This is a genomic window from Brevibacillus brevis, assembly GCF_900637055.1.
Lineage (GTDB): Bacteria > Bacillota > Bacilli > Brevibacillales > Brevibacillaceae > Brevibacillus > Brevibacillus brevis.
On record NZ_LR134338.1, the window covers coordinates 570,777 to 584,473 of the forward strand.

The window sequence follows — 13,697 nt, forward strand, 5'->3', positions numbered from 1 at the left end:
CGGGAGGGTGCATGGTGCAACATAAAGGGAAATGGATAATCACCATTGCGATGGCAGTATGTCTGATTGTGGTCTTTGGTTTTGGCAATCAACAAACAATGGCGACTGCGCCAACCAAAAAGCCAGTGATAAATGTCTTGGGCAGCGATCCAGTCAATATCAATTCAGATCGAAGCTTTGTCACCGTGCAAGGAGAGTGGATTTTTTATAACAACGATGGCTTATACAAAATCAAAAAGGATGGAAGCTCTCTTCAAAAGTTGAGCAGTGATTGGGCCGATAATTTGAATGTTGTAGGTGACTGGATTTACTATACGCGCAATAAGCCTATGAAAGAAATCTATCAGCTAGAGATGCCCCATTTCGATATCAATGATACGTATGAAGATGTGACGGAGCTCATGAAAATCAAGACAGACGGCAGTTCGAAAACAGTCATCAAAAGTGGAAGCCTTGCGGAAGGGGATCGCAATAACGTATATAGATTGTATGTAGTGGGAGATATCATCTACTACGCAGATGGTTATGGTCCTTTGTACAGGATGGACACGAACGGCAAAAATCAAAAGAAGCTGCTTGATCAGTTTGAGGAATTTTATTTCTATCAGGATTGGATTTTCTACACCAATGAGAGTCGTCAACTATACAAAATGAAGCGGAATGGAACGCAGAAAAAGGTCGTAAGCAAAGACACAGGGCTGACCCTTGTCGGTCTGTCTGGTGATTTCATTTACTACACAAAATGGGTCAACGATAAGGGAGTCGTCGATGTTTACAAAATCGGACTAACGGATGGAAAGACTGCTCTCGTCAAGAAAGGATTGCCTCCAGCAGAGAATCCGATCATTATTGCTGGGAAGTATCTATACTACATCTCAGAAATAAAAGGGGTACACACGGTAGGCCGAATGAATATGACGGACGGCAAGACAACCCCGCTGTATCCATTAGGCAGCAATTCCAATCAATCGATAAACATCGGGGGAGAGTTCATCTTTTTTTACGAATATCAAGCTTCCGATCATGAAAAAAAAGATGTATTCAAAGTGAAAATGGGCGAAAACAAAGTAGAGAAGGTAACCTCAAAGGCGAAATAAGGATAAGAGCCACCCCTAGATGGGTGGCTCTATTGTTATGGGCTATTTCCTCGGGGCATGAAGCTGACTTCTTTTTCTTTCCCACTTCTTGTATATGAGCACGGAGCCAAAGAAGAAAGTCGAAGCGATGAGCGCACTCACGGGCAGCATGACAATCACCCACGAATCAATCGCAAAGTAGAGCAATGTACCGACTGTCGCTGATATGGTTAACACCAATCCGAGCTTGAAGGCCATCTTGCCGTTGAACATCGGCTTGTGAAAAGATTCATATACAACGACGAGTATGGGCGGAATAGCTGCTAACTGTGGGTAACCAGCCACCCAGCATAAACCGATCCAAACGAAAGTCAAAATCAAGAACACGAGCATATACTGATACGGTATCTTCACTTTCTTCTCCAGACCGCCATTCAGTTTGGAGGCGAGAACGCCGAGCATGATGAGAAAGGAAAAAATGACGACGGAGAGCCACAAAAATTTTAGAAGGCTGCCTGATCCATCCCGGTTCTCGATATACCCAAATGCCTATCGCCATCGCTGCTATTTCAGGTAGAATGACTTCGGGATCATCGAGTATGGCGGAAGCCGCTACCATGAGCAAGATAAGCGCTATGGCAATGATATAGGAAAGAATGGTTTCATTCTTCGATATCACTGAATTCATTCTGACTAACTCCTTTTCGTTTGGATTATCCTTTTTTGTTGCAAGGAATGTGGAAGGTTATTGTGTCAATGGGTGCAACATTGTTTGTAACAAAACCGTCACTAACAGTGGAAAAGCAGCACCCAGAAGAGGGGTCTAAACAAAATCAGAACGGCATAAGGTATGGGGTATTGCCTAGAAGGCTGAAGGTCATGATGATCATTTCGTGTTTGATAGAGGTGAAAAATGGGCAGACCAATAAAGGAGCGTTTCGTTACGAAGTACACCCAGTATACCGATAGGGGGAATTCGCAATTGTTGAGTTCATTTAAACCGCTAAAGAGAATCGAAGAAAACAGCAAGATTGTACAGCAGACGATACAGTACATAGGTAATCAAAAAGTCAGTACGATTACGATAGAGACGCCTAAAAAACTACCTAAATGTAGGTAGTTTTTTCCTATTTGTAGAATCGAAATAAAATGTTAAAATAATGTAAAACTTTACCAGAAGGAGAGGTTTACAGGTGCTAAAGAATCTTGTACAGAGCAATGTAAAAATTGTTTTTTCTGTTCTTGGCATCTTGTTCGTTCTGGTCTCATGGCTCGTATTTGAATTGTTAAAAGGTTTGCTGCCAGATTTGATAGCAGTCATACATAAGTGGATGTTTCAACCGATCGAATGGCTGTTTATCCTAGCACCGCCACCTGAGGAAAACAAACTAGCTTCATTAGGCTCTGTTCTAGGTTTGTCTATCTTGTATTCCGCCATTTTGGCAGGAATGGTATTCATCGTTTTGTTCATCTGCAACAAGATTAGAGGGAACGATATCGAGTTTCAGATGGAAGTGAAATATTGTGAGAAAGAATTGGCCAATGCGATTTACAGTTTGGATGGAAGTGGTCAATCATCAGCTATTATTAATGCGAATGCGATCACGTTTATGAAGGCATTTGAAATGGAAGTAAAGACGATTTATGGATTGAAGCCGGACGAGCTATGCTGTTATTGGATCGTACCTACGAATAATGACAAGCAGTTTGAAGTGTTTTACTTAACCGAGTTGAAAGATTTTGAAACAGTACGTACGCTGCTACTGTCTTCCATGCTTCAAGAGGATTGTAGAATTGCCGATAAACAAGTAAAGGGACGCATTCAAAACACGGATATTGAACAATTTGCGATTGTAAAAAATTTTGGAAAGTTCAGGCTTGGATTCGCGGTCGCTGTTTACAAGAATGACACATTTACTCCCGAAAATATGCAGGAGTTCGAGCGGTTGACTACGTATATGTTATTATTAGGATTTGTTACCAAGTTTGTGAATAAGGTCAAAACCTTAAAGAGAGCTAGTTAGGAGTGGGATACGATGAAATTAGCTGAGTTCTTCGCGAAAAGAGGCAACGAAACTGCTGTTTACTCGAAAAATCTCTCTTCCAAGAAGAAGATTCCCAACAGCAAATTTACTCCTGGCTTCGCTAGCTTGAAACAGATTGTAGATGAGCATAGTCCGAATGAGCGGCATGATAATAAAGTGGTTGGAGGAAAATGACACTGCCTGTGAGCAGTGTTATTTTTTGTTTCGGGGTACTTGGGATAGAGGAGAAGCCACCTGCTGAGGGTGGCTTTAGTTTTGGGAGATCTCTACACTGTGTTTGCTCTTCCTGTGGGACCATATCAGGACAGGGACCAACAACAGCGATAAAGCGCCTCCGGCAAGGGAAAGTGTTGCGTAGCTGGCATTGGCGACGACCATACCAGACAGGGCTCCACCGGATGCACCAGCCAAGGCAATCAAGACATCAACCGTTCCCTGCGTTTTCGCACGAGTGGCGGGCTGCGTTGCATCCACGATGAGCGCTGTGCCGCTGATTAATCCAAAATTCCAGCCCAGTCCGAGCAGCACAAGAGCGGTAATGAGTAGCGGCATCGAATCGGCTGGCGCAAAAGCAGCAAGCAGGCTGGCCGCAAGCAGTATGACACCTGAAGCATAGGCCATTGTGGAGCGACCGATCTTGTCAACGAGTACCCCCGTCAAGAGCGAGGGAAGGTACATCGCACCGATATGAAAACCGATGACGATACCTACTTCAGAGAGACCATGTCCGTGGTGCTTCATATGTACAGGCGTCATCGTCATAATGGCAACCATGACAATCTGCGTCAAAATCATGACGGTGGCTCCCACGATGATTCCCCGGTTGTTGCTTGCAAGCTGATTCTCATTTAGACAGGATGACGAGTTCTGATCCACCTGCTGCGCTTCGGCGATTGCTTTCGAAACGATGAACGGGTCCGGGCGAAGCAACACCCAAAATACGAGACCAGCGAGGATAAAGGCTGCCGCACCCAAGATGAAAGGACCAGCCAGTGCGGGGACACCGATGGATGTAGCGAATCGTCCCATGACTTCCACCAGGTTTGGTCCTGCAACGGCCCCGAATGTAGTGGAGACCATGGCAATACTCACGGCAGTCGCTCGCTGTTTAGGCTTTGCCAAGTCTGTGCCTGCATAGCGGGCCTGCAGGTTAGTAGCGGTGCCAGCCCCATACAAAATTAAGGAAGCAAACAGAAGGACAATACTGTTTGCGACGGCTGCGATAACCACCCCAATTGCGCCAATACCTCCGGCCAAGAATCCGCTAGCGAGTCCCAAACGGCGTCCAAAGCGTTGAGAGAGTCGACCCACCAGCAAGGCAGCGACAGCAGAGCCAAGCGTGAGCAATGCGGAAGGGATACCTGCGAGACTTTCCGAACCGAGCATATCCTGAGCGAGGAGAGCCCCTACGGTGACACCTGCCGCAAGTCCTGCACCGCCGAAAATTTGTGAGATGACTACAATCCAGAGCGTTCGTTTGTATAGTCTTTGCTGTTTATCTGGGGAGTCGATGTAGTTTTGTAAATATTCAGGTTTGAGTGACATCTGATCCACCTTTCGTGTGGAAATGACTGGGGAATTTGCATTCAGTATAGTATTGGCGACGGGTAAACACAAGGAGAATCCTGTTTAGGAAACACTTTGCAAAAGAAAAAACACCGCAGTAGGGAAGACCCTTGGATACACCGAATAGTAGGAGAACAAGCGAATTTCTCTAGGAGAGCAGGGGAGGTCAATATGTCTAATCCGCAACAAAACGTTCGAGTTGCTGTTGTTCAAGCTGCTTCTGTCATCATGGATCTTGAGGCAAGTACGGAAAAGGCTGTTTCACTGACACTGGAAGCAGGAGAAAAAGGAGCGAAAATCGTTGTTTTTCCCGAAGCTTTTATCCCGGCGTATCCGAGAGGCCTTACTTTTGGGACAAAAGTAGGCAGTCGTTCCCATGAGGGTCGTAAAGACTGGTTTCGTTATTGGGACAATTCCATTGTCGTCCCGAGTGAAGAGACAGACAAGCTCGGGGAGGCAGCACGCAAAGCTGGCGTGTATCTCGTCATTGGTGTGATCGAGAGAGACAATGAAAACAGCGGCGGCACCTTATATTGTTCCGTCTTATTTTTTGGACCTGATGGTGAGTTGCTCGGCGTGCATCGCAAGCTGAAGCCGACTGCATCCGAACGGTTGATTTGGGGCGAAGGGGACGGAAGTACTTTGCCGGTATTTGATACTCCGTACGGTAAGATCGGGGCTCTAATTTGTTGGGAGAATTATATGCCGTTAGCGCGAGCAGCGATGTATGCAAAAGGCGTTCAAATCTACATCGCACCAACAGCAGACGCGAGGGATGCATGGCAAGCGACTATCCGCCATATCGCACTGGAAGGCAGATGCTTCGTCTTATCGAGCAATCAGTACGTAACAAAAGATATGTATCCGACTGATTTGGCTTGCTACGACGATCTGGCTTCTTCGCCAGACGAGATGAGCAGAGGTGGAAGTGCGATTGTGGGGCCGTTGGGTGACTATATCGTCGAGCCTGTTTTTGGTCGGGAGGAGATTCTCTATGCTGATCTGGACATTCGCGATATCGCTTATAGCCAATTCGATTTTGATGTCGTTGGACATTACTCGCGACCGGATGTTTTTACGTTGTTGGTGAATGAAGAGAAAAAAGAGAATGTGAAGTGGATGAAGTAAGTCCTTTTGTAAAATGCAGAAGACCTCCATTGCTTGGTAAAAAGCGGTGGAGCTCTTACTTAGTTTGCTGTAGTGAGGAGAAGTTTGGAAGGAGACCGCCCGAACGTAGAGAGGATACAGGCGACTGGAAAACATGTGGCAGGGCTTCCCCCGACCACAGCTTCCACAAGCAAATCTCTTCTGTACTGCAAATGCATACGCAATCGCTCTAAATGCGGCAGGAAGTTATCGGAATGCAAAAACTGGGCCGCGATTTTTTGTGGCACCACGCTCAGGCCAAAATCCATTTGTTGGCGGGCATCAGCCAAACGTTCGACAACGGAATGAGGCGCCACCATCCAACCGACTCGTAAACCGGATGCAGCAATTTTGGAAAAGGAACCAATATAGACTACGGAGCCAAGCTGATCCAATGATTTGAGTGGTAGTGGAGGCTTGCCGTCATAGGAAGTCAGACTGAAAGGATCGTCCTCAAGCTTCCAAATGATAATCACAACCTTGCACATATTCGTTGTTTGTTATATGGGGGAATCCATTTCATCATAACATTGTTAAGAAAAACACATGTGACAAAACCGTTCCAAACTGTTGAACATGGATGGGGAAAAAAATCATGAATTGGATGGTTCCATTTCCGAATAAGTATGATTAGGTTTCCATCTAGTGGAGATGAATACTCGTGATGAAAATAGATAGATTTTTCTTGCAAAGAGAAAGGGGGTGTCAATCCGATCGAGAATGAGTAAAGACAGTATATGGGAATAGGGGTAAAGAAGAAGGGAAAAGAGGCGTGATCATCATTGAGTAATTTAACGTTACGGTATTTGAAGGTTTTGGTCGTAGCCTTATCCGCAGCATTTGGGACGTCCATTTTCCTAGGGAATCTTATGGACTACCATTCCAATTATCAATTTGTCCAACATGTTCTGTCCATGGATACCACGTTTGAGGGGAACGCACTTATGTGGCGAGCGATTACTGATCCGACTGCTCACACCATTGCTTATATCGGAATCATTATTGCGGAAGGGCTATTCTCACTTTTTGGGTGGATCGCGGCTGGAAATATGCTGCGTAATGTAAAGAAGGATGCAAAAACGTTCAATAACTCGAAAACATTCGCATACATCGCTTATATGGTCGCTTTTTGCATCTGGTTTTTCGGATTTGCGATTGTGGGCGCAGAGTGGTTCGCCATGTGGCAATCACAAGTATGGAATGGTCAGCAGGTAGCGTTTAATATTACAGAGGTGATGATTGGATTCGTTATCTTGGTTTCCTTGCGAGATCGAGAAATAGCCGATATGTAACATAAAAGCCACGTTCTTTGGAGAGCGTGGCTTTTATGTTACATATGCGAAGGAATCACGAATGTCGGGTTATGCTGGTTCAAGATATCTTCCATTCGCTGACGCACAGTCTCTTTATACGATAGATCTGGCAGAATGTAAAAGCGATTGCTCTTGATCGCCAGGAAGGTGTGATCAGCTACTTCTTTCGGAGAGATTCCTTGCTCGACACCTGAACGAATGAACTGGTCGATAGCGGTAGTCATCGGTGAAGGTTCCGCGATATCTTCTGGTTTGCTGTACTCGGCTGGACGATTGCGATGGGCGTCACATATTTGCGTCTGAACAAAGCCGGGGCATAAAACGGAAACACCGATTTTAGATTGGATTATTTTCAATTCGTGGTAGAGGGTTTCCGACAGACTGACCAACGCATGCTTGCTTACACGATAAATGCTATTCCCTGGTCCGGATTCAAGGCCAGCGAGAGAGGCTGTGTTCACGATGTGGCATTCTGTCCCTTGTTCTACCATCATGGGTACAAATATCCGTGTAGCGTGAATGGCTCCCCACAAGTTCACATTCATGACCCACTGCCAATCAGCAAGGGTGCTTTGCCAGATTGTCGAGCCTGCGCCAACCCCTGCATTGTTGAACAATAGATGGACAGCACCGAACGCATCTAGCGTTTTTTGTGCAAGCATCTGGATATCTTTTTCTTTGCTTACGTCCGTTACGACAGCGAGGACAGTTGCTCCTGCCGCCTGTAACTCCTGCTCTACTCTTTGGAGCGCCGCTACTTCCACATCGGCAAGGACAACCTTCATCTGCTCTTCAGCACAGCGCGTTGCCAATGCACGTCCGATACCGCTGGCAGCTCCGGTAATGACCGCTACTTTGTTTTCAAACTGATTCATGATAAGCCTCCTCTTTAAAATGCAGACAATATAAAATATTGTTTTGATTATAATAGACAAATTATAAAAATGTCTATTTTTATTTGTGCGCGAGTGTAATCGATGATACTGTGAGGGCATGTGGTGAAAAAAGAAGCATATATTTTGTTTAGACTAGGAAAATGGGTGAGACCATTATGGAGCGAATCGGAACGCAGCATTCGCGTGATCGCCAAGCAGGACGAGGATCGTTGGCATCTGATCGCCAATTTCAAGGGACAAGGCTACACGGTTTCCGAATAATTGGCTGCCCCCATAGTGGCTGCCCAAATGGATAGCTTATTGATTAGGTGGCAAACAGGTAGGGTATGGTCGAACATGGATACATGATAGCGGAAAAGCGTTTCAAGCAGAGGTGTATAGGTGGGACGCGCAAAGAAAGGCAGAGATGCATGCTCAAGCCCAATCCGTACCCTTCTCGGGAGGCTTTGCTTCGTTGGAAGAAAGAGTTGGATGCAGAAAAAGAAAAAGCTAAAAAAAAGCACCCATGGGAGGGTGCTTTTACTCTATAAAGGGAATGTTGTTTCCTTATTGCACTTTATAAGACATCAAAATTTCTTGCGCGAGCGGCTTCCACTCTTCCATTTGTGCTTCGGTGCAATTGAAAGTGGTCATCAGCATTTTGCCGTCGAGCTCTGTAAAGAAAATGAGGTTGTAAATTTTCGTATCAGCAGCAGGAGTCAGCAGTTCGAACACACCAACGTTTTTCCCGTTGATTTGGATTACTTCATCGCGATACCAGGTTGCATCTTGGTACATGTTGGAGAACGCTTGTTTCATAGGGTCCTTCATGTCTTTGATGATGCTGTCCTGAGCAGGTGTTTCCGTATGACTAAACGCGATGTTAATAGAACCTTTTTCATCGGTATAAATCAAGGAAGGACGATTTTCCGTTGGGTATTTTACTTTCGCCATTTCTTCAGACATGACAGTAAAGCCCTTTGGAATCAAGATTTCCACTTTGTCGTTCAGAACCTTTTTCGCTTCCAGCTTGTCGTTTGTGGTTGCAGTTGGCGCTGGTGCAGCCGAATCTGTTTTTGGAGCTTCAGTTGTTTTAGCAGCTTCTGTGGTTTGTGCTGCATTTTGCTCAGCTGGCTTTGTCTCAGCTGGCTTGTTCGAACAAGCGGAGACAGCCAACATGGAGAGCAACAAAGCTACGGATACTAGTTTTTTCATCTGAATTGATCCACCTTTTTATACATAATTGGAAATGTACGGAATTTCCTTTCCGATTCTATCATGCTGTGTATAATAATGGGAATAGATGAGGTTAATTGAGAATATTCGAATAATAGTCCTCCTCTCTTACATGCTCATAGGTATTAGGACTAAATACACCCAATCATCTGATGGAAAAATGGGTGTATTTTCCTATTTTCATATATTGTGTGTCGTCATATAGCGGTTGCGAATCTTCTCTCCCACATAATTTACCGCAAAACGGACAAACGCCCAGTTCCATCCCATATAAATACCAAAATTGTTCAGCTGTGCGACATGCCCGAGCATGACAAAGCGCTTGAAACGGGCATTCCGACCTTTCGGAGCTTGCAGTCTTCCATTGATGCGCAGCGTACTCCATCCCCACAAATGGGTGAAGCAATAATGCAGGGCTTCAGATGACAGCTCCACATCACAATCGAGTGGATCGCATGGGGATTCGATCAACCCATCGGCTAGGGAAAAGCAAAAAGTCTTTTGATAGTCTGACAAATAAAAGGTAACGGGCCGAACGATAGAGAGAAACAGCGAATGATTATTTTTCCGTATCTGTTCCTTGAAGTCCAAGCCAGCCTGGAAGAGCCTGTCCGGTTCGATTTTGACCGAAGGAAGAAGAGTGGGAGAGGAAGCCATCTTCTCATAGTCTCGTGCGTAGAGGGCGAGCGCCTTCTCAGGATCATGAGCTTCATATGGCGTCCACGTATCGCCGGGATACAAAATAATTGGGATGGCATCCGTTTCTTCCTGCAGGAGGCGGTACACTCTATCTACTTTATTGATTGCATCATTCATGTAATAGTTTTCGTCGTGACAAAACCAGGCGAAGCTGGCGAAGGGAATCACGTAGAGAGGCTGAAGGACTTCCACCTGTTTTCTCACCCGGGCGAGCTTTTCCATGGCTCTTTTTTTGCGGAGTAGGAAGTCTTCCTTGTTCCCTGCCCAGCCCGCATACGAGAATTGCGTCCATAATAGATCGATGTCACCGACACGGTTAAGGATATCCTTCGCTTCTTGGGTGGTGCTGACCTCGCAATCGTTCAGATTCAGGATCGTCATGTCAGGTGTCTTGATGCACAGCCAGGAATCGCCGACCGGAAATGGCCGACACAAGACAGAAACATCGTCGGATAAGGAGTACCATTTGTCCGGGGAGAGCTCAATGACTTGCTGAAAGCCAAAGGCACGGCACCATTCGATCACTTTTTTATCGGCTGACTGCTGGTAGAGGATCGTGATTCGTCTGCGATACTCCTCGGGTATGGTTCGAAGACTCTGTGGATGAAAATGATCCGGATGCTCATGAGAAAACCATATATGCGTAATCTCGGCAAAATCCTCAGGGGTGAAGCGGGTCTTGGCTAACAAGCCCCAGCCGTTATCAAAGGCAGTTCCCGTTAGCCAAGGATCGGTCATTAATTTGATGGAATCATGTTCCCATAGAAACGAAGCGTGGTTGACCATTTGAAATTTCATGTGAGTTGTTCTCCCTATGTATACTAGCGATTTGCTAAAAGGGATGATCCTGCCGGGGAGAAAAACGTGACAGGAATTTGAAAAAAATATTTTTTCAGGGATTTGTGTCACAAGCTGTGCATGACGAGGATCGTAACAAGTGAACAGCAATCAACGAGTCGAAAGGATGAAACGACATGAAAAAGCAAGCACTTGTTACCGTCGGCATGGCAGCACTCCTTCTCTCAGCGGTATCCCCATTCGGGATCGCACAGGCACAAACCAACATGGTAGTCGCCGCGGATAAAGCCCAAGCGATTACTTTTGATCAGCTGGTCAAAGAAATGGACAAAAAACAACCCGTTTCCATGTACATCGAATCGACGCACACATCAAAATCGAAGCAGGGCACCGGGATCCAAAAGGCAAAAACATGGGATAACACGATCAAAGGAGAATGGAGAGAGGAAATCTCAGACGGGAAAAGGGTTCAGCATGCCGTAGGGAAGGCAGGCCAGGTGGCAGCGTATCAAGAAGGTGGCAGAGGATTTGTTCACTCCGCAACGATTGGCACATACGATAACGAAATCAACAAGACGAAGCGAGAGCTACAGCGCTTGAAAGTGGCGTTGCCAGATTCGAAGGTGGCGATCACCGTGAAGGAAGCACAACTGTTGAATCGAGCCGTGTATCACGTCGTCAAAAAAGAAGAGGCGAAAATCGATGGCAAGCCTCACCATTACCAGGATGACCTGTGGATTGACAGAGAAACGGGGCTGCTGCTCAAGCGCACCTTCACCCACAATCAAGCACAAGCATTTTCGTACACCGTAGACAAGGTGGATTTCCAACCCGTTTTTGACGAGAAAACATTCGAAGTGAGCATTCCAGCGGGTGTGGAGCAGAGCAAGTTTTCCCCTGAGGTGGAAAAGGTAGTAGCCGAGGTAACCAAGCTTTTCCCAGACACTGCACAGTTTTCCGATTATGATAACTACGGCATCGAAGGTAACTGGCAACTGCTGAAAATGTTTGAAGCGCAAAAACGGGTATACAGTCCGACTCCTCGTGCAGAAGCTTTCGTTATCATGGATACCCGTACAAATGAATTGAGTAAAGTAATGATCCAAAATCCAGAGTGGGTGTCGAAAAAGCTCCCTGCCGAGAAGGTGGCAAAAGAGAAAGCAGCCGCTTTCTTGAAACAGCTGGTGGGTGATCAAGCAAGCCAGTATAAAGTAGAGGCAAAGGTCGAGCGGGGCGGTGGCGGTGCCATTTTTGAAGACTATGATTATGGCTTTGTGACAGCAGATGTGACATTCCGACCAGCCAACGGCAAGGGGATCACCATTTCTGTAGATGAATCCGGTCGTATTGTAGGCTTTCAGTATACGGAATAAGGCGTAGTATTAACCTATTAGCTATCGCTTGTAGTTTTGGCGATGGCTGTTATTTTACAGGAAAGAAAAGAGACAAAGTCGCCAGTGCTGGCGACTTTGTCATGTTTATTAGTTTGGTAACACATAAGTATATACAGAATAATTGAAGTTGTTGTAATCGTAATTGTAAGAGTGTCCTTCAACTTTAAAAGTGTATTCTTTTCCAGCAACTAAATCCACATCGAAATAATCTTTCGTTAAAGTAGTCTCGTTTGAACCCATTATTAGTCTGAATTCTTGCTTAGGAGCTTTGGAGTAGGCGAGTTGAAAACGGACTTTTTGATTTACGGTAGGAGTAAACTTGAAGTAATCTTGCTGGTCTCCGTTATTTCTATCCAGTTTACCGTTAATTTGGTTTCCATCAGCTACATGAAAAACATTTGCAGTGTCTCTGTTATTGTTTGGCTCATTATCATGGTATACGGCAGCAAATGCGGATGCAGATGTACTTAGTACGAGTGTTAGGGCAAGTAGACCAGTAGTAGCAAATTTTTTCATGTAAATACCTCCTGAGTATGTAAAATTTGGGACAAATAAAACATATCAATTATTTGGATAATTGTAAATATATGCTAACTGTGTTCACTAATCTTTCACATTTAGTGATTAGGAAGACTCACTGAAATTTATATAAAACGACAAAAAGCATTCGGAATACGAATGCTTTTTACGTGGACCCAATTGTTGGTTTTACCCAATAAAACGAATAATCTCTTCTTTCGCTTGTCTGGTTTTCGTACGGGGCTCATTTTTCCGGTAGCCAAAAGCCACCATGCAAGCGACGCCGAAGCGTTCTCTGTCGAGGAGTCCCTCGGCCGCAAGGATATCCTCAACTTTTTCTTTTGCAAAGCCTTCAATGGGGCACGAATCAATGCCGATCATGGCAGCAGACGTCATCATATTGCCAAGCGCGATATAGGTCTGTCTGGATGCCCATTCGAACATGACTCGCTCGTCGTCAAACAGGGCGAAGTCGTTTTTCAGGAAGTGATCGTAAGCAGCGCCTTTTTGCTGTACAACGTTTTCCGGCAAGTCCTGCGTGTCTTTCATCATATGTTGGATATATTCGGAATCAGCTGCCATATCTTGTTTCGTCCGCGCCAGTACGATGACGAAATGGCTTGCGGTCGGCAGTTGTTTTTGTGCACCCCATGTGACGGGTAACAGCTTCTCTCTAAGAGTCGGATCTTGCAGCACAAGGAAGTTCCATGGCTCGAAGCCAAAGGAGCTGGGCGACAGGCGAGCTGTCTCCATAATAAAGTCAAAGTCTTCCGTCGTAATTTTTTTAGCTGCATCAAACTCTTTGCAGGCATGTCTGAATTGATAAGCTTCTATGATTTGATCTTTATGCATAATGTCATCCTACTTTCGAATAAGTTTATGAAACCGTTGATAGAAAATGGGCGATTTCCGATGAGGGTCTCTCCCTTTAGGGGTGGAGAGCGACGTCAACTTGGTCTACCCGAACTTGCTTTTCCATGAGCTCCCTCCTTTAAAATTGTTTTACAAAATAGAGCATACCGAATACACT

The 13,697-nt window shown here is 45.4% G+C and carries 13 protein-coding genes and 2 pseudogenes; 7 read left to right on the forward strand and 8 right to left on the reverse strand.

The genetic code is table 11. The features are described 5' to 3' along the window. Nucleotides 1-11 precede the first annotated feature (11 nt). Nucleotides 12-1,097: a DUF5050 domain-containing protein gene (locus tag EL268_RS03095; RefSeq protein WP_106657117.1), complete on the forward strand. Its 1,086-nt coding sequence runs from the start codon at nt 12-14 to the stop codon at nt 1,095-1,097. A gap of 42 nt (nt 1,098-1,139) precedes the next feature. Here the strand turns inward: EL268_RS03095 and EL268_RS03100 are convergent. Continuing rightward, nucleotides 1,140-1,764, reverse strand: a pseudogene (locus tag EL268_RS03100) (hypothetical protein). A gap of 505 nt (nt 1,765-2,269) precedes the next feature. On the opposite strand from EL268_RS03100, the gene EL268_RS03105 reads away from it, so the two are divergent. Then, the gene (locus EL268_RS03105; RefSeq protein WP_106657119.1) at nt 2,270-3,100 is read left to right on the forward strand and encodes a hypothetical protein; all 831 of its coding nucleotides are present in this window, start codon (nt 2,270-2,272) and stop codon (nt 3,098-3,100) included. A gap of 12 nt (nt 3,101-3,112) precedes the next feature. Next, nucleotides 3,113-3,295, forward strand: coding sequence for a hypothetical protein (locus EL268_RS03110; RefSeq protein ID WP_007723975.1), 183 nt, complete (start codon nt 3,113-3,115; stop codon nt 3,293-3,295). A gap of 75 nt (nt 3,296-3,370) precedes the next feature. Here the strand turns inward: EL268_RS03110 and EL268_RS03115 are convergent, their stop codons facing one another. Continuing rightward, nucleotides 3,371-4,666 (reverse strand): MFS transporter, encoded by a 1,296-nt coding sequence (locus EL268_RS03115; protein WP_106657120.1) that lies wholly within the window; start codon nt 4,664-4,666, stop codon nt 3,371-3,373. A gap of 192 nt (nt 4,667-4,858) precedes the next feature. On the opposite strand from EL268_RS03115, the gene EL268_RS03120 reads away from it, so the two are divergent. Continuing rightward, nucleotides 4,859-5,815, forward strand: coding sequence for a carbon-nitrogen hydrolase family protein (locus EL268_RS03120; protein ID WP_106657121.1), 957 nt, complete (start codon nt 4,859-4,861; stop codon nt 5,813-5,815). 155 nt (nt 5,816-5,970) lie between these two features. On the opposite strand, the pseudogene EL268_RS03125 reads toward EL268_RS03120, so the two are convergent. Continuing rightward, nucleotides 5,971-6,291: pseudogene (locus EL268_RS03125) on the reverse strand (aminotransferase class I/II-fold pyridoxal phosphate-dependent enzyme); the annotation flags it as partial. Between the two features lie 348 nt (nt 6,292-6,639). Here EL268_RS03125 and EL268_RS03130 point away from each other — a divergent pair. Further along, nucleotides 6,640-7,125, forward strand: coding sequence for a DUF2165 family protein (locus EL268_RS03130; RefSeq protein ID WP_269149407.1), 486 nt, complete (start codon nt 6,640-6,642; stop codon nt 7,123-7,125). Between the two features lie 38 nt (nt 7,126-7,163). Here EL268_RS03130 and EL268_RS03135 read toward each other — a convergent pair whose 3' ends face one another. Further along, the gene (locus tag EL268_RS03135; RefSeq protein ID WP_106657123.1) at nt 7,164-8,021 is read right to left on the reverse strand and encodes an SDR family NAD(P)-dependent oxidoreductase; all 858 of its coding nucleotides are present in this window, start codon (nt 8,019-8,021) and stop codon (nt 7,164-7,166) included. 123 nt (nt 8,022-8,144) lie between these two features. Here EL268_RS03135 and EL268_RS33175 point away from each other — a divergent pair, with 123 nt between their 5' ends. Continuing rightward, nucleotides 8,145-8,303, forward strand: coding sequence for a hypothetical protein (locus tag EL268_RS33175; RefSeq protein ID WP_232030241.1), 159 nt, complete (start codon nt 8,145-8,147; stop codon nt 8,301-8,303). Nucleotides 8,304-8,588: 285 nt separating this feature from the next. Here EL268_RS33175 and EL268_RS03145 read toward each other — a convergent pair whose 3' ends face one another. Next, nucleotides 8,589-9,236, reverse strand: coding sequence for a hypothetical protein (locus tag EL268_RS03145; RefSeq protein ID WP_106657124.1), 648 nt, complete (start codon nt 9,234-9,236; stop codon nt 8,589-8,591). Between the two features lie 201 nt (nt 9,237-9,437). Beyond that, entirely contained in the window at nt 9,438-10,754 is a 1,317-nt protein-coding gene (locus EL268_RS03150) for an MBL fold metallo-hydrolase (RefSeq protein ID WP_106657125.1), read from the reverse strand. A 176-nt stretch (nt 10,755-10,930) separates the two neighbouring features. Here EL268_RS03150 and EL268_RS03155 point away from each other — a divergent pair, with 176 nt between their 5' ends. Next, nucleotides 10,931-12,127, forward strand: coding sequence for a hypothetical protein (locus tag EL268_RS03155; RefSeq protein ID WP_106657126.1), 1,197 nt, complete (start codon nt 10,931-10,933; stop codon nt 12,125-12,127). A 108-nt stretch (nt 12,128-12,235) separates the two neighbouring features. On the opposite strand, the gene EL268_RS03160 is transcribed toward EL268_RS03155, so the two are convergent. Then, complete coding sequence (locus tag EL268_RS03160; protein WP_106657127.1) at nt 12,236-12,664, reverse strand: hypothetical protein; 429 nt, start codon at nt 12,662-12,664, stop codon at nt 12,236-12,238. 192 nt (nt 12,665-12,856) lie between these two features. Then, a complete protein-coding gene (locus tag EL268_RS03165; RefSeq protein ID WP_106657128.1) occupies nt 12,857-13,519 on the reverse strand; it encodes an NAD(P)H-dependent oxidoreductase in 663 nt (220 codons plus the stop codon). Nucleotides 13,520-13,697: the final 178 nt, after the last annotated feature.